The following is a 19,748-nucleotide window of genomic DNA, read 5'->3' as shown; positions in this document are numbered from 1 at the left end:
GTACGTATCCACAAAAAGCAAATGATGCGATGTAAGAAAGGTGATTTATAATGAAGACTCTCGTGATTTTAGCACATCCGAATATTGAAGATTCCAGAGTAAATCAAAGATGGAAACAAGAATTACTTCAATATACCAATGATTTGACAATTCATGAAATTTATAAAGAGTATCCCAACTGGAACATTGATGTTTTGAAAGAACAAAAGTTACTTGAAGTACACAGCAATATCATATTTCAGTTCCCTTTATACTGGTATAGTTACCCTCCTTTATTAAAAAAGTGGTTTGATGATGTTTTTGCCCATGGATGGGCTTATGGTTCAAAAGGTGATAAGTTAAAAGGAAAGAAGCTAGGGATCGCCATGTCGATTGGTGATAAAAAAGAAAACTACTTATCTACGGGTTCCGTTACATTTACGGTAGATGAAGTTATAGCCCCTTTTAAAGCAAGCGCAGTACATGTGGGCGCCGTAACATTACCCTATTTCGCTGTCTTCGGAGCCTCGTTTCAAGCAAGTGATGAAGACATTAACCAGAGTGCAAAAGATTATATTAAATATATATTCCAGCATAAATAAAATGGCTGTTTAATAGCACACATCTTAACCATATAAAAACAGGCTCTTGGAGGCATTCAGCCAATCCAAGAACCTGTAATTGTTAGGTATAATGCGGTCGAGAGGACTCGAACCTCCACGGGGGGTTAGCCCACACGGACCTGAACCGTGCGCGTCTGCCAATTCCGCCACGACCGCATACTATGTATTGATGGCGATACTTTAATCACCGTAATTAAGATTATATCTTGAATAGAGCTTAAAAGCAAGCAGATTTATATTATATTTTCTATGAATAATGCTAGTAAATATAAGAAAATCACTGGATATCACCAACCAGATATGGTAAGATGAACGCATCAGGAAAGGAGGTGCGTCAACATCAATAATCATATGTTGAGCGTATCCCTTACCCGGTCCGTTATTCTCTAATTTGCAGAGTTGACGGAGGCGCGGGATACGGATCAAGGCTTTAATTAAGCGCCACGGGTAGAAAGACCGTCCACGGACGGTCTTTTTTATTTCAACATCATACTCTACTACAGATACATATTGTGAAAAGAGGCGTTACAATGTCGATTAGACCTGCGAAAGTAGAAGAATTAAAGGAACTGGTAGCCATCTGGCTGGATGCTTCTATAGAAGCCCATCATTTTATTGCTCCGCAGTATTGGACATCTCAAGCTGCCGAGATGGAGAACAAATACCTTCCCCTCGCTCAAAACTACGTTATCATACAAGATGATCATACGATTGGCGGCTTTGTTTCCATGTTGGATGGATACTTGGCTGCTCTGTTTATACGTGTTGACTCTCAAAGAAAAGGCTATGGCAAGTTACTATTAGATGGGGTTAAGCAACAGCATGAGGAAATTCAATTAAAGGTGTATCAGTCAAACACGAAAGCATTTAACTTTTATACTAAAAATGGATTTACCATTCAAGCAGAGTCAGTGGATGCCGAGACTGGTGAGAAGGAATTTGTGATGGTATGGACAAAACATTAACAACAATGAAGCACATCTAGCTTTTTAGAGCAAAGGCCCCACTCCCGTACCCATACGGAACAAGCAGAGCCTTTTACTTTTATCTACTACTGTCTAGTCTCTTATTTAAGCCCATAAACCTCGGTATATAAAATCTCTTTAAACGGAGTAAATTCCTGTTCAGACAGCGCACCTGGATAGCTCATAATTTGAAGCCGCAGATCCGTCTGTCCTTCTCTTAGAGGGGGCTGTACATATTCAAAATGGTTCAGATGGAATCCCAATCGTTCGTAAAAACCAATTCTTCTCCGTGACCATTCATCCACTGGCGGCTCAACCTCCAGCACTACCGGTTGGTTAGACTGTGAGATAAATCTACCCATAAGCTTTTGGCCTAATCCGCCACCTCGTATACGGGAATCTACCGCAATATGCTCTACAAACCGAAAATGCGCGAATTCCCAACCTGCCAAAAAAGCCACAATGTTCCCCTGCTCATTTTTTTCAGTGATAATACGATAGCTAGGATGCTTCAATAAAGCCTTTTGAGCCTCAAACGTCCTGCATTCTGATGCTGGAAAAGAAGATTCCATAATCGCATATATTTCAGAAAAATCGTGTTCATTTATCATATATCCCTAGCTCCTTTACCTCTACATCCCCCCAACGACACAGCCTGTCTTTCATTAAGAGAAAGAGGGGGTTAGACCTTGTTTAATTCCATAAGCGTCAGCAACACGTGTTCCAACAACTCTGAAATATCCTCCATCTGATCTTCGTTGATTTGCCTGGAAAATCGGAGTTCAATCCTGTTTTGGTATGTAGACGTCTTCTCTCCGTAAATCTGACTTAACGTTTGTACTGGTCGAAGTTCGGGCTTCCAAATGTCGGTCAGTATATTTTCAATCTGGCTGCATTGTGTCTCCATCTCTCGAATCTTCATATCAAAATACAGCAACAAGCTACATCCCGGAGTTTGGTCTTCCATTTCCAAAATTTCTGCAGCCAGGTTGTTTAAATCCATCTTTAGTTGAAGCTCTGCCGTCACACCCGGCTGTTCTCTCAGGCTGAACTGTACGCCAAATTCACGGGACATTACCGACATCTCCAACCTATCGGTCCGCTGTGTAATGTTAATACGTGAATCCAGATTATCCAGATCGTAAACCGCATTTTCTATAGCTACTTTTAAATTATCAAAAACGGTCGGGTCGAACATTTTTTCACCTCCAATTATTGAGTATAACATAGCTTCTGTACACTTCTTAGATAGGATACCCCTTTTCATCAAAGCATATTAAGACGGAATTTTATAGTATACAGCAAGTCGGTCAATTCCTATGTCGAAGATTAGTGAATGAATTTGTAAAAACTCATAATTGTGACAAAAAAATATATATTTTTGTTTATTGTTCCATTTTTATTCCAATTTATTGGAATACACTATATAATAATGGATGGGATTAGCAATATATATCATATAAATCTCAAAACAAAAGAAGGGAAGAGATTATTAAATGAAAAAGGCAATTATTTCCACACTAGGTCTTGCACTTCTATTAACTACATCTACCGCCGTTGCATCTGCTCAAGAAGCTCAAGAAGGAGCACCCGCATTACAAAAGGAATCTATCCAGCTCTTTGGAAATGGGACTGACAGAGAGCCTAATAACTGGTTCGATGAAGCTAGTGAAATACTGGTGGGAGTTGACATCTATGGGGAAATAGGCAAACACATCGATGGGGGTTATGACAATAGCGATTATTATAAGTTTAAAGCCTTTCAGTCTGGTTGGTATCAATTTAATATTCAAGGGGACATATATCCTAATACATGGCTGAGACTTGGTTTGGCTGACAGTAACGGACACTTCATTAGATATGCAAATGATCGTGAATACTCTTTAGGTAAAAATCTTGAAGCTGGCAAATGGTACTACCTGGTCGTAGAAACACCCGGTGCTGAGTTAGGACAATTATTCGACTATAAAGTTACTTCTACGATCAAGTAGATCAAAGGATAAATTGAAGTTAACAAAAAAACGCGATCCTTTTACAGGACTACATTTTCACACTTTTTAACAACTCTTGTCTTACCACAAACGCGCTATCCTCGTAGGAGAACTGCCGAATTACGCTCTTACCTTCTCCGTACTTGTGGCTCGTTTATACTTCTTCATCTTGGAAGACCATCATCTTATAACAACAATTCTATTATACTCACACATATTATTTCTTTTATGCATATCATTTATCTAGTGAATGATATGTATAAATAACCCTAAAATAAATTACTAATATACTTATGTAAATAAATATAAATCCAAAAGAGAAAGGACTCTTAATCATGAAAAAGACGTTGCTAGCTTCATTAGGTCTTACACTTATGCTGAGTACTACTGCTGGTATCGCTGCAGCCGAAGAAACAAACCCTACAGCAAACAAGCAACTAATTGCTGTTCCAACCCTTACGGGAAATGAACAGGAACCAAATGGCACCTTCGAACAAGCTAACCCCTTTTTTGTAGGTGATTCTATCATTGGGACCCTTGGTAAAGAAGGGGTTCCTGGAGTATGGGAAGCCTATGATGTATATAAATTTAAGGCTTATGAATCGCAAAAAGTTCATTTTACCATTCAGGGAGACAGATACCCTGATTCCTGGTTGCAAATGACTGTTTATAATAGTAATCGTCATAAATTGAGTCGTTCAAGAGACGATCAATATTTTTTAGATGTAGAATTTGAAAAAGGTAAGGAATACTACCTAGTCGTCGAAGCACCAGGACTTGAACCTTACACAGGCAGAACGTTCTTTTATAAAGTCTCTACTGAACCTAACTAAAATTATGTATTTACTTAGTAGTTAGAAAATCAATAAATACTAACTACAAAAGCCGTGCCCCTATTTCAGGGACGCGGCTTCTTGTGTTAAGTCACTTCACATTATTTATTCCTTACGACAAACGCGAGCTAAAGTCCTCGTAGGAGAACTGACGGATTACCTTGATGCCTTCTTCGTCATTGTAGCTGGCGATGGCTGGCAGGTTGACTCCGTTAAACATGTGGTTTTTGACCATCGTGTAATGGGCCATGTCGCAGAATACAAGCTTGTCTCCCGGCTTCAATGGCTCTTTAAAGGAATAGTCACCAATGACATCTCCAGCCAAGCAAGTAAGTCCTCCAAGTCTGTAAGTATGTGCATACTCACCAGGCTTACCTGCGCCAATGATATTCGGGCGGTAAGGCATAGCCAGTACATCAGGCATATGACATTCAGCCGAAGTATCCAGAATGGCAATATCCATTCCATTTTTCATCGTATCCAATACAGTCGCAACCAGATATCCGGTGTTCAAGGCGATGGCTTCGCCTGGCTCAAGATAAACTTGCACACCGTATTTATCCTGAAAGTATTGAATACAACGCACCAGCGTGTCCAGGTCATAGTCTTCTCTGGTAATATGGTGACCGCCGCCGAAATTGAGCCATTTCATTTGCTTAATATATGGCCCAAATTTCTCATCCACGACTTTAATGGTGCGCTCAAGCGTATCAGAATTCTGTTCACACATCGTATGAAAATGAATACCGTCCACGCCATCCAGATCCTCAGGTCTAAAGTTAGCCAGAGTCACACCCATTCTGGAGTTGTTGTAGCAAGGATCATACAGCGGCGTTTCGATTTCCGAATATTCCGGATTTACTCGAATGCCGATGTCGATTTTTTTGGAAGTTACGCCTTGCACTCTGCTTTTGAAGCGTTTCAGTTGATCAAAAGAGTTGAAAACAATATGGTCAACATATTCCAATAGCTCATCAAATTCACTGTCAACATAAGCAGGTGCGTATACGTGAACCTCCTTGTCCATTTTCTCGCGACCGAGTCTTGCCTCGAACAACGAGCTGGAGGTTACGCCTTTTAAGTATTTGCCAACCAGAGGAAAGGTCGAAAACATCGAAAAACCCTTAAGAGCGAGCAGAATACTGCAACCTGTCCGCTCTTGTACAGAATTTAAAACCTCAAGGTTTTTGACAAGAAGTCTTTCGTCAACAAGATAACAAGGTGATGGGAGTCCGGTAATATCAATATTCATCGCAGACCTCAATCAAGCAACGTTGGCGTAAAGTTCTCATGCCATGGCAATCCGTGTTTATTTAGTGCTTCCATGAATGGATCTGGATCGAATTCCTCAACGTTGTAAACGCCTGGTTTTTTCCAGAGGCCTTTGATAATAAGCATTGCACCGATCATAGCCGGAACACCTGTTGTGTAAGAAATGGCTTGGGAGCCAACCTCTGCATAACATTCTTCATGATCACAAACGTTGTAAACATAATAGGTTTTTGGCTTTCCATCTTTCACACCTTGGATGATGCAGCCAATGTTTGTTTTGCCTTTTGTTCTTGGTCCCAGAGAAGCCGGGTCCGGCAAAATAGCTTTCAGGAATTGCAGTGGAATGATTTGTTGCCCTTCATAATCAATAGGCTCAATCGAAGTCATGCCTACGTTTTGAAGTACGTTCAAATGATTCAGATAATTGTCCGAGAACGTCATCCAGAAACGGATTTTTTTCACGCCTTTAATATTCACTGCAAGAGATTCCAGTTCTTCATGGTACAAAAGATATATATTTTTCGGTCCAATTTCAGGCAGGTCGTATACCTTTTTCTCAGAAAGTGGCTCAGTTTCAATCCATTCTCCGTTTTCAAAGTAACGGCCTTTCGCTGTAATTTCACGAATATTGATTTCCGGATTAAAATTAGTTGCAAAAGGATATCCGTGGTCCCCTGCATTCGCATCCACAATATCAATCGTATGAATTTCATCAAAATAGTGCTTTTGAGCATAAGCCGTAAATACTCCAGTCACGCCTGGATCAAAACCGCTGCCCAGCAGAGCTGTAATTCCTGCTTTTTCGAATCTTTCTTTGTAGGCCCATTGCCAGCTGTATTCAAACTTCGGCGTATCCGGCGGTTCATAGTTCGCCGTATCAACGTAATGAACACCTGTCTCAAGGCAAGCATCCATTATCGTCAAATCCTGATAAGGGAGAGCCACATTGATAACTACATCCGGTTGAAAGCTTCGAATCAAGTCAATGACCATGTCGGTGTTGTCAGCATCAAGCTGAGCCGTTTGGATCTTCGTACGACCTCCACCCAGCTTCTCTTTAAGCGCATCGCATTTCTCAACAGTTCTACTTGCGATACAAATTTCTTCAAATACATCTGGGTTTTGGCAACATTTATGCACCACAACGCTGGCCACGCCACCGGCGCCAATAATCAATGCTTTTCCCAAAATAAATAACCTCCTTATTCCATACGCTAATCGCTATTCATTCTTGCAAACAAAATGATTATAAAGACATCCCACCAAATAATCAAGAAAAACGACAATTTGCTGTGTCAAAATTCACAGAAGCATGTCACAAAAATTTTACAAACCCCAAAATTAGGCATAAATTCTCCGTAAAGCGAGCAAAAAGCAAACATTTCTCCATACATTACAGGGAAGCCAGCACACCTTTAACGGAAGTTTTCTTGAATATAATGCTCATAACCTTTAAAAAAATTATATTATCTTATTTTTTAACAAAAGACTACCCCTCCGCATGCTATGAAGAAGATTCATGAGGGGGTAGAAAAATGGGCTGATAGCGTAATGCTTCATCTACAATCTCTGCCGCGCTCAAATCACGGTCATCCCAGTAGATCAAATTACTAATCCCCGGATGAGGTGTATTTTGCATGACTACGGTCAGCATGCTGTCGAGTTCCTCCTCTGTTCCCTCGCCTCTGATGATTTTTTCCACCAACTGTATAAGCTCACTTCGGCTTAAACTTTGGGGGTTCAATGGATCTCGATCCAGACTCATACAATCGCCCTCCTAGGTATTGAATAGTCGGCACAGTGCAAGGCCTTATGCTTCTACTGTAAGCGTTATATGGCCTATTATGGAGCTTTAAGAAGTGTCATAATAAATAAAGCCGCCCCCGGTGTGGGAACGGCTCTATATCGTAATAAAGCATATTAAACCATGATTTTGCAAATATCGTTCGTGAATTCAACCGGATCTTGCAGTGGCAAGCCCTCGATCAGCAAAGCTTGATTGTACAGTAATGCCGTATAGAGGTTCACTTTCTCCTTATCCTCGGCAAAGGCTTCTTTCAAAGAGTTGAACACCGCATGGTTCACGTTGATTTCCAGCACTTTATTTGCTTTGACATCAGCGTTATTCGGCATGGCGTTCAAAATTTTCTCCATCTCAATAGTCACTTCGCCATCAGCGGACAGACATACCGGATGTGTCTTCAAGCGCTTGGAGGCTTTAACACTGGATACTTTGCCTTCCAGCAAGCCCTTCATGTACTCGAACAACTCCTTGTTGTCGTTTTGTTCCGCTTCAGTTTCTTTCTCATTTTCGTCAGACTCAATGCCCAGATCGCCACTCGATACGGATTTGAATTCTTTCTCTTTATAGCTTAAGAGCATTTTAATAGCGAACTCATCAATATCATCAGTGAAGTACAAAATTTCGTAGCCTTTATCGGCCACCAATTCGGTCTGCGGTAGCTTTTCAATACGCTCATTGGACTCCCCGGAAGCATAATAAATATACTTTTGATCCTCTGGCATACGAGATACATATTCGTCCAAAGTAACCTGCTTTTTCTCTGTAGAAGAGTAGAACATAAGCAGATCTTGAAGGGTTTCTTTATGTCTGCCGTAATCGTTGTAGACACCAAATTTCAATTGTCTTCCAAATGATTTGTAGAATTGATCATATTTCTCCCGATCATTTTTGAGCAGAGTCAACAGCTGGCCTTTAATTTTGCTTTCAATATTTTTGGCAATCAGCTTCAACTGACGATCATGCTGCAGCATTTCTCTCGAAATGTTGAGTGACAGGCTTTCGGAGTCAACCATACCTTTTACAAAGCTAAAATAATCCGGCAGCAGGTCAGGAGATTTTTCCATGATTAGCACACCGTTAGCATACAACTCCAGCCCTTTTTCATATTCCTTAGAGTAAAAATCAAACGGAATATTCTCAGGAATAAACAAAATCGCTTGGTACACTACCGCGCCGTCCGCGCTGACATGGATATGCTGGAGCGGCTTGTCGTAGCCATAGCGTTTTTCCGCGTAGAAATTTTGATAATCCTCGTCGGTTAGCTCGCTTTTATTTTTTCTCCAGATGGGCACCATGCTGTTAATACGCTGTTCTTCTTTGTAATCCTCAAACTCGTTATCGCTTCCTTCTTTCAGACGCTTGCCTGTAACATCCATTTTAATCGGGTAGCGGATAAAGTCGGAGTATTTTTTAATAAGCGCTTTTAAACGGTACTCGTCCAAATATTCGTCGTAGGACTCATCCTCGGTGTTTTCCTTGATTTTCAGAACAATCTCGGTTCCGACCTCGTCCTTCTCAGCCACCTCAATGGTATAACCGTCAGCACCTGTAGATTCCCATTTATAAGCAGTATCGCTTCCCAAAGCCTTGGTCGTTACTGTAACTACATCTGCTACCATGAAAGCTGAATAGAAGCCGACGCCGAATTGACCGATAATGTCATGACCATCCTTGGACTCATTTTCATTTTTGAATGCCAGTGAGCCACTTTTAGCAATGACGCCCAGGTTATTTTCCAGTTCTTCCTTGGTCATCCCAATCCCGGTATCACGCAGAGTTAGCGTTCTATGATCCTTATCGGCAATTACTTTAATATAATAATTCTCTTTGTCAAAGACTAATTGATCGTCAGTCAGTGCTTTGTAATAGATTTTGTCAATCGCATCACTTGCGTTGGAGATCAGCTCTCTTAGGAAAATTTCCTTTTGAGTGTAAATCGAGTTAATCATCATTTCGAGCAGACGCTTGGACTCAGCCTGAAACTGTTTTTTCTCCATTCGAATATCTCCTTTCAAATATAAACCTATGTAAGGCCAGCGGATAAGAGCTATGCAAACGATTCAGCTTTGTTAGCACTCCCATCATTCGAGTGCTAGCCTACCTTTTTTATAACACTCCTCATTTTTTATGTCAATATCTTGGTTAATCTGCATAGTAAAATTCCATTTCAGGGAATCGTTAGTGCCCGATTTGCTTAAACATAACGTTAAACATTTCGACAGTGGATGGAAACAGCCCCTGCACATGGGGAAGCAGGTTACTCCTAATCTGTAGCTCATCCTCATCCAAATGCCGGAGATCCTCGTGAAAGAACCAGACAATAGGATAATCGCCGTCCTTATGTCTGCTGCCTACATTTAAACATACAGGGCCTTGATCGTCTTCTGCAATGGCAAATGGAATATAGCCTGCTGACAGCAAAGGTGACCATTGATCGATCAAATCATAAAATGCCTTTAAGCCTTGACCTGCTGGCAGACGTGGAAACTCTACAAACGTACAATCGCTCCAGTATACTCCTGGGATAGATTCATTATCGAATTGTAAAGATACATAATGGTAGGACATGATAAAATTCCTCAGCAGAAGCGGCAGCTCAAAATGGTATTTTTCTTCCATTTCCCGAACTTCCTGTTCTGTAATCTGTGAAGGAAGGGGCTTCCACTTGATCCATCCCTCCTCATCGACGTTCCCATCACGCATTTCGAACGGTACATTTTCTTCCACATCCATAAAAAAGGCTTCATCCATCTGTGCAAATAACTCTTTCATGGATGTGCGAATATCCGCTTTCTTGTCCATGTCCTCACACCTCTTTCCTTTTTATTCGCATTTTGCATCATAGATGTATGCCTCATGCGTCTCTATATGAGAATAGCATTGCAATCATATGCCACTATACTTTTTATGTTCAGCTTATCAGAACTTGCTTTTTTCACCATTTGCGGAATATTAGTATTACCAGCGCAATGGCTCATAGTTACGCCAGAGCAACCAACGCTCTATCTCGTGAATTGGAGCAGTGCCAATGGTATATTCATCCTTGGTACCATGCTGCAAATCAATCAAATGAAGCATACCGCCATACGTTCCAACCGCCAACATGCCTTCATCAGATGTAACTGCCAGTCCAGATATCGTACTTCCGACAAAATAGCGCCAAAGTTCACGTCCCTCTCGATCCATAAGACGGAGATATCCGTAGGCATCACCTAGAATAGCTCCTTGCGTCAGCGCTACTGCAGCGTATACTCGCATTTCTTCATTTATTATCGGCCATTCTTCCGTATTCTGAGCAAGTCCCTGCTCCACTTCGGCAATCGGCACCTGAATGGTGGCACCGTTGTAGAAATGACAGGCATTGTACCAGACATCCAGACCATCTTTGGAAAATAGAGCATAATGCGGATAGCTGGAGCTCGGCTCCCATGTATGCACCGTCTTATCGGTTAAGTCCATGAGCAAATGCTCACTCATCTGGCTTCCATAAGCGATCCAGCGTCCATCCTTCGACACAGCTCCATGCGCCATATCCACAATCGTGTCTTCCAGCCCCAATTCTCTTCGTTCAGACGCCTTGGGATGGATCAAATCCACCTGATCACCAGCCAGCAAATAAACACCGTAACCGCAAACCAGCAACAGGCGCTGTCCATCGCCAAACGGAATCACTTCATCTAATATATCCTCAGGGTGTTCCTCATCCGCCAAGCATTCCAAGTCAGGAATAGATGCTTTTAAGCGGACACGTATATCCGTCCATTGAAAATGCGCTGTCTCTTCGCCTTCCAGGTTCTGTTCCGGGTGACGAATAATCCGAATCCCTTGTCCGTCCACCAGCGCAAAATAACTCTCGTCCGGCGAACAACCTACACGATGCATTCCGGGGATTTGCCTGATTCCATCTTTCCCCGTAACATAGATCTTGCCACGTTCCCGAGGATTGCCTGCATGCAGAATAACCTCGTTGCTTCCATTCATAAATGCCATCGGTCTAACGGCTTGCAAGGCCTCTTCAAACGCTGGTGTAAGCGGCCAGGATGCAGCCGGAATTTCCCGACGTAACTGCTCTGTTTCCCCTGCCTGATTCGCTTCCTGAATCATACGAAAAATATCTTTGGCCAGCTTAGAGCGTTCGTCCTGCTTTGGCTCTGGTTGCTCCTGCTGCCACTGGCTTTCCATACCGATTCTGACAAATTCGTTCACATCTGCGGCATACCTTTTCCCTTCCTGTCGCCACTGTGCTGCCAATTCATGATTCAACCAGCTCATTCTGCTCCCCCATCCCAGTCGTCTATGTATCCCCGGTTTGTTCTACAGGCTTTATTCATTCTGTTAGGTGGTTTCTCACCTTCGTCAACACAGACCACAGGTCTGTCACTGCTTTTACCTCCTCATAATCCAGGTAGGCATCGTGCTGTTCGTAATATTTGACCGCCACAATCACCATCTGAATCGTCACTGGCTGTCTAGCAGCCTTAAGAACTTCTACAATACTTTCAAAGGTGGCCAGCTCAAACCAAGTTTGAACCTGACGATCTGATATCCATAGGGGAATATACTCGTCCTGTTCGTTGGTTGCGGCTGTACCGTCCTCTGCACATTCCTCCAGCCAATGCTCATCCAAATAATAAATCGGTGTTTGAACAGGGTCCTGATCCCATTGATCCACATTCACATATAACCAGTTATTATGAAGTTGCCCCACGCTGCGCACCAATTCCTGCAATCCTTCAAATACACGATAAGAAGGGCGCTCCCTGCGACGGTAATCCTCAAGTCTTGTCTCATACCTGCTCATCTCCAGCCACCCCGTTTCTGTATCATCCAAACACTCAAAATTCGCGTAACATACATTTATAACTCATAAAACCCGATATAAGTACAAGCACCTTGTCAATAGTTAAGACTACATAAGGAGATTGATCTATTCATGAAAAGAATCACCGCACTTATTATTCTGTCTATGCTCTTACTTGTAACCCCGATCTACGCTGCTGCACCAACACCTATGCTGGTTTATGTGGATCAGAGTAACCACTCCTTCATCCCGCTTCGCCTCCTAAACAGCTATGAAGGGATCACACTCAACCTGAACCCAGCAGACAAAAAAATAGAAATTGCGCAAGGCAATACCCGGCTTACATTATTTACGGGACAATCTACTGCTAAAGTGAATGATCAAACGGTTCGTATGCAAAATGCACCTTTTACCGACAACAGCGCTACCTATGTACCCTTACAGTTCATCAGCCAACATCTAAATCTGCAAGTCTTATGGCAAAAAGAAACCTCAGCTGTGCGTATTACGCAAGGTACAACGTCTGTTACGCTTCCGGTACTTACCGGCAAGCTACCCGGAAATACTTCCCCCATCACGACAGCTCATAAAAGCTTCAAGGTTGGGTCTCGTACCTTTTCCGCTAAGGTAGTCACCATCTCCATGCTCCATCCCAAGGTGAGTTTGGACGTAGCACTGGCGGGGAATACCATTGGTAAAGTGGAAAACTTAAGCAGTCTCGCCAAACGCAATCAAGCGGTTGTAGCCATTAATGGCACATTCTTTGACGCCTATACCAAAAGCTCCTACAAGACACCTTACGGCTATCTGGTCAGCCATGGCAAGATGTTGAAAAAAAGCTCCGGCGATCAACGCACTGTCTTCACCTACGATGCTAACCATTTAGCTGAGCTCGTGTCGGGCTCTGCCTTTGAACAACGGTTAACCCAAGGTAGCGTCGAAGGTGCTCTTCAAGCTGGACCTCGTCTGGTCACGAACGGCCAGGTTTCCCTGAATGTCAAAGCCGAAGGCTTCAAGGACCCTAAAATATTAACAGGCGGCGGCGCCCGCAGCGCACTTGGAATTACTAGGGATCATAAGCTGATCCTCCTGACCACAAGCGGAGCGACTATTCCGCAGCTCGCCCAAATGATGAAGCAGACTGGCGCTTATCAGGCTATGAATCTGGATGGCGGTGCTTCCAGCGGACTGTACTACAACGGTTCTTACCTCACCACACCCGGCCGCCAAATCAGCAACGCCATTATTGTAAAGTATCAATAGACGAATAAAGCGCTGTTCTCACGGATATACAAGCCGTGGGGATAGCCTTTTTCATTTTCCCAGTCACGGTTATTATAGATTCTCTGTGTTGAAGCGGCTTGCCTGATCCGTTACAGTTTGATCCTACAATCTACAATCGAATCAGACTGGCAAAGCTGTTGCTGCCTTCGCTTCCTTTTTTAAAAGAAAGGTATATACGGTTATTTTCTCTGCTGGCCAAGCATTCATAAAGTCCGGGTTGCACAGACAGGAATGACCCTCCCCATACACAATCAGGTTCCAACTCACCACCTGTGGCTTCCTCTCCTGCACCAATAAATATGTTTCCTGAGGGTACCTTCAAAAACAGCCGCACCGTCGGCTGCTCGATATATTCTGCTATCACAACCTCATACGTCCCGTCCGCTCCCAGATTCAAAAAAGCAGCGTTTCCCGCATTTAACTCCCCTAGCTCGTCCTCTTCGATGGACCACCAATCAGGCTCATCGTTCAAGCGATGCTTCAGAGCTTGCGTATCAAATAGGCAAAGAGTCGCCGTGTCTGTCGTAAATTGAAATGGACTACCTGCCATGTTCATCATGCGATCCTCCTGATCATGGTCAGCGAATTTCCGTTTTCTCACGTCTTCCGCTATCCAAATTGCTATACACTTGAGGGAAAATATCCCTGTATGTAAAGTATAACAATGCTTGCAGGGCCAGACAACATACTAGGGCTACCATCCATTCTGCATTAAAAAAGCCCTCCCTCACGCTGTCGTGAAAAAGGGCCGCTTTGTGAATTTTAGAAAATCTGAACCTGCTGTTAGATCAGAAAAGATTTGGTGATAATCACCAGCAAAATGAACAATACCAAAATCGCGCCTGTGGATGTCCATGCTCCACCGTAACCTACTTCACCCATATCTAAATCCCTCCTTGCGTTAAAGCTTACTCTTATCGTATGTAGAAAAGCGGATAACGACCGGGCGAATCGGCAAGTTTATTTGCCATGGAGGGGCTTTTTAGAAAATGGCCTGATACGTTTCGGATAAATCAGTCATGACTCGGGATGACAACTGGCAGAGAATGTCGTCGGTTCTGCGCAGTATCCTGCTCACATCCTTCTGCTTCATCTTTTGAAGGAGCGGGTTTTCTAGCTGGGATGAAAGAAATTGAGTGGTACCTATAAATACAACAACATCCAATCCCGGGTTGGTGTCAGTATGTAATAAGTGCAGCAAATCCGCCATGGACAAAAGTCCCGGAGGGAAAATGCTATTAGTTTCTTTCATATATAGAGCTTTTACCATGGAGGTTAACGTCCAGTCGCAGAGGATAATGCAGCATTGGAGTTGGTTATGCTTGTAAAGAATTTGAGCTAGTTTCATATGGTATTGGGCTAAGGTGTGGAAATCGGTTATGGAATGATGTAGGTGTTGTACGGGTCTGGGTGGTTGAGTGGGACTTGCAATATAGGTAGAAGGAGCTTCTTTCATATCTATTCCTCCAGAGAATTTAAAGAATAGTCTTATTATACTCCAAAGTAATACTTATAGATATAATTAATAACAAATATACGATTCTTAATCTCATGTTTACCCAAGAAAATCTTGTCTACACTTTTTAGTATGAAGGGGTGTAGATGTATGCTGGACAAAGAAGTGTTAAAGCTAGTTGGGGCTAGAATAAGAGTTTTACGCAAAGAAAAAGGTCTCTCGCAAGAAGCACTTGGGGAAAAAGGTGGATTTCATTTTACATACATTGGGCAGATTGAACGTGGAGAAAAGAATGTTTCCTTGATAAATGTAGCTAAAATTGCAAAAGCACTAGAAGTAAACTTAGTTCAGTTGTTTTCATATGTAAGCGAGGACCCCAAAATTGTGGAGTCTGATGAAGATATTATAGAAATTATTACAATGCTCAAAAAATCGAGTCCAGAGAAAGTACGTTTGGCGAGGAATGTGATACGAGAGATTACAAATTAAAAAGATTTTTTTGTTTTCAAAATTATGAAAACCTAATAAACCCTTGTATAATAAGGATTTTTTAATAATTTTATAATTGCAAAACCATGCCAAAATTTCCTGCTATACTCGCCTTAACCCATTTTTTGCAATGGATTCAAATCCAACTTCTTGAATATATGTGAAAAGATTTTCCTCTCAGCGTCCATTGTTTCATCATTTCGTGGATGTAGTATCTTATCCTTAACGAAATAGCCGTAAGAGGATTAGAGCCTTTACACTCTCCCTTTAGCGCTTTTTGTTTTAAAGCTGTTTTTATACGTGTAGAGATAATCTGGATCTCTCACCAAATTTATACGTGCTATCTTCCTTTGAAATTAACTCAGTAATCGTTGTAGTAACCATCTAGAAATAACCGGAACTCCACCGGCATCTATCAAGTGCTGTTCGAAGGAATGATAGCCTGGTGTAGGATTAATCTCAAGGCATCGAAACAAGTGAGCTGCTTCCTCGTAAATGAAGTCGATACCAGCGAACTCCACTCCTTCTCTTCGAGCTGCCTGGATACACCAAGTTGCCACGTCTTGTGGAAGCTCAAACTTGGTCATACTCAATTTTTCTCCATACCGATAGTCAACTCCATCTCCGTCGATACGTACTGCATAAACTTCCTCGCCGCATACATGCGCCCTGATGCAGGCGCCTTGAAGTTTTGGTTGCAGTTGTATAGGGCAATTCAAATCACCCTCCCTATGTAACCGCGTATCGGTTAAAGTGACCACCTCCGATCGTATATAGCTAATTGACTTTACTATCGTTTCATCAGCAGGGGTCGTTCCAAATCTATTACAAATGTTACTCAAGGAGGTAGGAATTGACCTCACAACTTGACTACTTGATCCAGTAATAGCCGCCATTTGAAGCGGTTTTGAGCAGTTCAGAGAAAGTCGAGACGGCCGATTGATAACAATGCCTGGGTAAAAGGTCAATAGATCGTATATTACCTCGAGAATCCCATTCATCTTTGCACACGTTGTTGTCGCACCTCGCAAGTAGATTCCAGGGTATATATCTTGATCCGAAACTATCTGAGTACTCCAAGTAAACTTGCTGATGCAGCCTGGATCCTCGATACCCATAAAATCTACCGAATAACCGTTTTGATGAACGAAATTCTTAAAGTAGGATGCCGTTGGGTCCTCTTCCGAGGCAATGATCAATATAGTGGGTGACTTTTGTTCTTTTTGGATTAGATTTTCCCTATCATTTGTTGATGACGACCGCCCGTTGACTTTAAATCCATGAACATGTGGTCGTAGTTCTGAAGTAATAAAGCTTTTTCGTTGCATAATGTATCACCCCTCAAAATACTAATAGAGTCAACGAGACATCAAGGTGGAGAGCTTAAGGTAGCAGAAATTAATTGCAAAAATTCAGGGATACTAGAACTAGGTATATACCTTACATCAATGTTTGGCCTAATGCTGCCAAATATGTATAATTTATCCTTCTCATCATAAAAGAAAAGAATCTCGCCTAATCGTAAATGGAAGTGCTCCATAAGAGCGTAACAAAGATCGCTCACTTCTTCGAGAGCTTGAGAGTATTGAATGGCATTATGAAGTGGTTGAATCCACATGTGATTATCTAAGACTGTAACGACGAAAGGATTTCCACGTGGACGATGATACCAGAGGTAATGATCGTCATGCGATAGAGTTTGTGGAACCCCTATTTTCCAATACAAAACATTAAAGGGATTATCAGATGCAATTGTGTTATATCCTAGGATCAAGTCGTTGGGCACATGCTTCATTGAACCGAAGAAAGCCCGAGGAACTTGAATATCCTGGGTATACTGTTGAACAAAGGCCCACTGATACGGTAAGCTCTGGCAAAACCCAGACAGAGTTGCACCCCAAGAGGGATTTAAAACATTTTTAAATTGGTTTAGTGCAAATAACAAATAAGATGTAAACTCTGCTTGAGCATATTCCTGATCCTCTTCTGTGAATTCATTAAACAAAGATCGGTCAAGAAAACCGAGCAGGTTGAGTACGCCTGTGGTGCTTTCGGGAGAGATATCCATCCCTCTATAACACCATTTGACAGTTGTTTTATCTGCGTTAATTTCATCATTAACCTTCAGTTCGTTTACAATATCCTGTCCGTCAAGCCATATGACCTGTCCCTTGTTTGACTTTGAAAGATACTCGTATATCATATTTAGGAGTTCATTCGTCTTGTCGCCAAGTATCAAGTTCATGTCTGCCTCCTATCAAGTCTTTGAGATGATGGACTCGAATCATAAAATTACACTCTTCTGGTTGCCTATCAGCAACGATAAAGTACTTAAATCCTGCTGCACGAACAGTTTTAATTTTTTGTGCAATCCCCCCAACTGGCAAAACATCCCCGTTAAGATTTATGTCTCCTGTCAAGACTATTGCTGACGCAGAAAATCGGAGATTTACCCCTAATACCTCGAGAAGAGCATACGTAAATGACAATCTACATGAGATTCCAGAACCATTAATCCTATGGAGAGGAAAGTGAAGGTGACAGTCAAATGGCTCAAAAGTAATGTTAAGATCATGAAGGACACGCTGAACGGCGAATGAGCACAAGACAAAACTTTGCAGTAGGTCTTCATTCAAGGGACCAGACGTCGTGACTTGATAGGTACCACCACGACGTATGCAAATCTCAAATGGAACCATATATCCCTCGGATCCATCCTGGCCAACTAACCAACCTTGGGAGTACCTCATGAACATCCTCCAAATAACCATGATGATTCGCGAAAGAAGATCGATAAACCAGTTTACATACCGATTTGTAGTTCCCCTACAACAGTTGTACCCGTGCAAAGGAACTACATGGTTTAAGTTGCTTAAATACCATAAGGGCAAGAAATTATCCAGTGCTGGCTTTCGCATTAATAGCTTGCTTTAAAACCAGATCTTCCTGGATCAATGTCGCATTCTCCGACAAGAACTTTAAGCCTAGATACTGCATCATTTGATCACACGAGGTGTAGAAATAGGCATTATTTACTCTTACTCTGGACACATTCTGGATAATACTTGATCGATGTCGGCTTTCGCGTAATAGCCTGCTTTAAAAAGTGGATCATCCTCGACAATTTCCGCAGCCTCCAATAGTGATTTGGCCTGTATCATCAGCACTTCCTGATCCCTAGAAGCATACGTACCAGCCATTATCAAGCTAGCTTGTTCAGTCAAACTTTGAAGATATGCAAGATGTTCGTTTAGCAAGTTCTGATCAATCTCATTCTGGGTCGTTTTTTCTTTAAGAATCGCAATATAAGGGTTCTTTTCCTCGCTAATCTCATATCTTGTATTGGATGTTAGTGCTTGCCCTCTACCAAAAATAGTAAGCGCATCGCTTGCATCCTTTCCCTTATCGCTTGCTGGTTTATCGCATGCTTGATCACCATAGAAAATTCGAGCTGAGGGCTGCTCGTGCAGAAGGTCTGAAAAGAGGTCTCGCATATTTCATTCTCCTTTTATTGTTTTATTTTATTGCTTATTTAGTTGCCCAGGCCTAGTTTCTGCTTTTAATGGATTTTTATACATATACAATCTTGCTGTCATTATAAATTTCCTTTTTATGTATTTTATATTCTTTTTTCACCTCCATATTATGTTTAATATCACTTATATCGATTTCTGTTTTCTTAATATGCCGGACTTCCTTGTAAGTTATGTACATCCCCTATTTGAGTTTTAGTTAACATTTTTATTTTATATTTAAAGAAACACCTTCATTCTTTATTTAATGTAAAATACCTAAAATATGGTACCACTCTTCTAGTAGACAAGAGAAAAAAGACATCTGATAAGATGTACTAATCTTGTTGAACGGAGGGGATTTTTCATGGCTAAAAAGGGACAATCATTCCAACAATACTCCTTAGATGTGAACATGGAGGGTGTCATTCTCCATTCAGACCAGGGGTTTCAATATACCTCCAAGCCGTTTAACCGCAAACTTAAGCGGCTTGGCACTTGGGAGCCATTCAAGGCGTGGAAATTGCCTAGACAATGCCTGTATAGAATCTTCTTTCCCCATCTTAAAACAGAGAAGATTTATTTAACGGAACCTTGTAACCCTAGCGGAGGTAGAACAACACGTACGGGATTACATTTCATTCTATAATGAAAATAGATCTCAAAAAATAAAACAACCGTTCCCCGATTGAATACCGAGAAACGGTTGCTGCTTAAAGATGTCTTTTTAGTTCTGTCT

Annotated in this window: 22 protein-coding genes, 1 tRNA gene and 1 pseudogene; 7 read left to right on the top strand and 17 right to left on the bottom strand. The window is 41.8% G+C overall.

The genetic code is table 11. The features are described from left to right. The first annotated feature begins 50 nt into the window (after positions 1–50). The gene (locus MMB75_RS09535; protein WP_045243914.1) at positions 51–581 is read left to right on the top strand and encodes an NAD(P)H-dependent oxidoreductase; all 531 of its coding nucleotides are present in this window, start codon (positions 51–53) and stop codon (positions 579–581) included. A 92-nt stretch (positions 582–673) separates the two neighbouring features. Here the strand turns inward: MMB75_RS09535 and MMB75_RS09530 are convergent. Further along, positions 674–758 (bottom strand) — tRNA-Leu (locus MMB75_RS09530). Between the two features lie 374 nt (positions 759–1,132). On the opposite strand from MMB75_RS09530, the gene MMB75_RS09525 reads away from it, so the two are divergent. Then, a complete protein-coding gene (locus MMB75_RS09525; RefSeq protein ID WP_045243915.1) occupies positions 1,133–1,567 on the top strand; it encodes an N-acetyltransferase in 435 nt (144 codons plus the stop codon). Positions 1,568–1,668: 101 nt separating this feature from the next. Here the strand turns inward: MMB75_RS09525 and MMB75_RS09520 are convergent, their stop codons facing one another. Together MMB75_RS09520 and MMB75_RS09515 are read right to left on the bottom strand one after the other, a co-directional pair. Then, on the bottom strand, positions 1,669–2,178 hold the full coding sequence (locus MMB75_RS09520) for a GNAT family N-acetyltransferase (RefSeq protein ID WP_045243916.1): 510 nt from the start codon (positions 2,176–2,178) through the stop codon (positions 1,669–1,671). A gap of 71 nt (positions 2,179–2,249) precedes the next feature. Further along, a complete protein-coding gene (locus MMB75_RS09515) occupies positions 2,250–2,765 on the bottom strand; it encodes a hypothetical protein (RefSeq protein WP_017425877.1) in 516 nt (171 codons plus the stop codon). A gap of 298 nt (positions 2,766–3,063) precedes the next feature. Between MMB75_RS09515 and MMB75_RS09510 the strand changes: the two genes are divergently transcribed. Together MMB75_RS09510 and MMB75_RS09505 are read left to right on the top strand one after the other, a co-directional pair. Beyond that, a complete protein-coding gene (locus tag MMB75_RS09510) occupies positions 3,064–3,558 on the top strand; it encodes a hypothetical protein (protein ID WP_016819679.1) in 495 nt (164 codons plus the stop codon). 335 nt (positions 3,559–3,893) lie between these two features. Then, a complete protein-coding gene (locus MMB75_RS09505; RefSeq protein WP_045243917.1) occupies positions 3,894–4,391 on the top strand; it encodes a hypothetical protein in 498 nt (165 codons plus the stop codon). Positions 4,392–4,503: 112 nt separating this feature from the next. On the opposite strand, the gene nspC is transcribed toward MMB75_RS09505, so the two are convergent. The 7 genes from nspC to MMB75_RS09470 form a co-directional block, all read right to left on the bottom strand. After that, complete coding sequence (gene nspC, locus MMB75_RS09500) at positions 4,504–5,643, bottom strand: carboxynorspermidine decarboxylase (RefSeq protein ID WP_016819677.1); 1,140 nt, start codon at positions 5,641–5,643, stop codon at positions 4,504–4,506. Positions 5,644–5,651: 8 nt separating this feature from the next. Continuing rightward, positions 5,652–6,851: a saccharopine dehydrogenase family protein gene (locus tag MMB75_RS09495; RefSeq protein WP_103042361.1), complete on the bottom strand. Its 1,200-nt coding sequence runs from the start codon at positions 6,849–6,851 to the stop codon at positions 5,652–5,654. 316 nt (positions 6,852–7,167) lie between these two features. Next, a complete protein-coding gene (locus MMB75_RS09490; RefSeq protein WP_016819675.1) occupies positions 7,168–7,428 on the bottom strand; it encodes a bacteriocin immunity protein in 261 nt (86 codons plus the stop codon). A gap of 155 nt (positions 7,429–7,583) precedes the next feature. Continuing rightward, entirely contained in the window at positions 7,584–9,464 is a 1,881-nt protein-coding gene (htpG, locus tag MMB75_RS09485; RefSeq protein ID WP_017425881.1) for a molecular chaperone HtpG, read from the bottom strand. Positions 9,465–9,645: 181 nt separating this feature from the next. After that, positions 9,646–10,269, bottom strand: coding sequence for an SMI1/KNR4 family protein (locus MMB75_RS09480; protein ID WP_016819673.1), 624 nt, complete (start codon positions 10,267–10,269; stop codon positions 9,646–9,648). Positions 10,270–10,425: 156 nt separating this feature from the next. After that, positions 10,426–11,739: a PQQ-binding-like beta-propeller repeat protein gene (locus MMB75_RS09475; RefSeq protein WP_090887423.1), complete on the bottom strand. Its 1,314-nt coding sequence runs from the start codon at positions 11,737–11,739 to the stop codon at positions 10,426–10,428. Positions 11,740–11,794: 55 nt separating this feature from the next. Beyond that, positions 11,795–12,268 (bottom strand): DUF7716 domain-containing protein, encoded by a 474-nt coding sequence (locus MMB75_RS09470; RefSeq protein WP_029514331.1) that lies wholly within the window; start codon positions 12,266–12,268, stop codon positions 11,795–11,797. Positions 12,269–12,400: 132 nt separating this feature from the next. On the opposite strand from MMB75_RS09470, the gene MMB75_RS09465 reads away from it, so the two are divergent. After that, complete coding sequence (locus MMB75_RS09465) at positions 12,401–13,531, top strand: phosphodiester glycosidase family protein (protein WP_045243920.1); 1,131 nt, start codon at positions 12,401–12,403, stop codon at positions 13,529–13,531. A 130-nt stretch (positions 13,532–13,661) separates the two neighbouring features. On the opposite strand, the gene MMB75_RS09460 is transcribed toward MMB75_RS09465, so the two are convergent. From MMB75_RS09460 to MMB75_RS09450, 3 genes are all read right to left on the bottom strand, one after another. After that, complete coding sequence (locus MMB75_RS09460; protein WP_045243921.1) at positions 13,662–14,111, bottom strand: DUF6386 family protein; 450 nt, start codon at positions 14,109–14,111, stop codon at positions 13,662–13,664. A gap of 224 nt (positions 14,112–14,335) precedes the next feature. Continuing rightward, positions 14,336–14,434 (bottom strand): hypothetical protein, encoded by a 99-nt coding sequence (locus MMB75_RS09455; RefSeq protein ID WP_014599622.1) that lies wholly within the window; start codon positions 14,432–14,434, stop codon positions 14,336–14,338. A 100-nt stretch (positions 14,435–14,534) separates the two neighbouring features. Beyond that, positions 14,535–15,008, bottom strand: coding sequence for a hypothetical protein (locus MMB75_RS09450; RefSeq protein ID WP_045243922.1), 474 nt, complete (start codon positions 15,006–15,008; stop codon positions 14,535–14,537). A 150-nt stretch (positions 15,009–15,158) separates the two neighbouring features. On the opposite strand from MMB75_RS09450, the gene MMB75_RS09445 reads away from it, so the two are divergent. Continuing rightward, complete coding sequence (locus MMB75_RS09445; protein WP_045243923.1) at positions 15,159–15,497, top strand: helix-turn-helix domain-containing protein; 339 nt, start codon at positions 15,159–15,161, stop codon at positions 15,495–15,497. Positions 15,498–15,853: 356 nt separating this feature from the next. Here MMB75_RS09445 and MMB75_RS09440 read toward each other — a convergent pair whose 3' ends face one another. From MMB75_RS09440 to MMB75_RS09430, 4 genes are all read right to left on the bottom strand, one after another. Then, positions 15,854–16,216 (bottom strand): ATP-grasp domain-containing protein, encoded by a 363-nt coding sequence (locus MMB75_RS09440; protein ID WP_145958747.1) that lies wholly within the window; start codon positions 16,214–16,216, stop codon positions 15,854–15,856. Positions 16,217–16,866: 650 nt separating this feature from the next. Continuing rightward, positions 16,867–17,742 (bottom strand): hypothetical protein, encoded by an 876-nt coding sequence (locus MMB75_RS09435; RefSeq protein WP_045243925.1) that lies wholly within the window; start codon positions 17,740–17,742, stop codon positions 16,867–16,869. Continuing rightward, positions 17,711–18,196, bottom strand: coding sequence for a S16 family serine protease (locus tag MMB75_RS26225; RefSeq protein ID WP_194843093.1), 486 nt, complete (start codon positions 18,194–18,196; stop codon positions 17,711–17,713). Before MMB75_RS26225 ends, MMB75_RS09435 begins: the two co-directional genes overlap by 32 nt. Before the next feature lie 339 nt (positions 18,197–18,535). Further along, positions 18,536–18,991: a YciI family protein gene (locus MMB75_RS09430; RefSeq protein WP_045243928.1), complete on the bottom strand. Its 456-nt coding sequence runs from the start codon at positions 18,989–18,991 to the stop codon at positions 18,536–18,538. 623 nt (positions 18,992–19,614) lie between these two features. Here MMB75_RS09430 and MMB75_RS26220 point away from each other — a divergent pair. Next, positions 19,615–19,701, top strand: a pseudogene (locus MMB75_RS26220) (hypothetical protein); the annotation flags it as partial. Positions 19,702–19,748: the final 47 nt, after the last annotated feature.

The organism is Paenibacillus sp. P2(2022) (genome assembly GCF_029522175.1).
Taxonomy (GTDB): Bacteria; Bacillota; Bacilli; order Paenibacillales; family Paenibacillaceae; genus Paenibacillus; species Paenibacillus polymyxa.
This window is presented reverse-complemented; position numbering and strand designations above follow the sequence as displayed.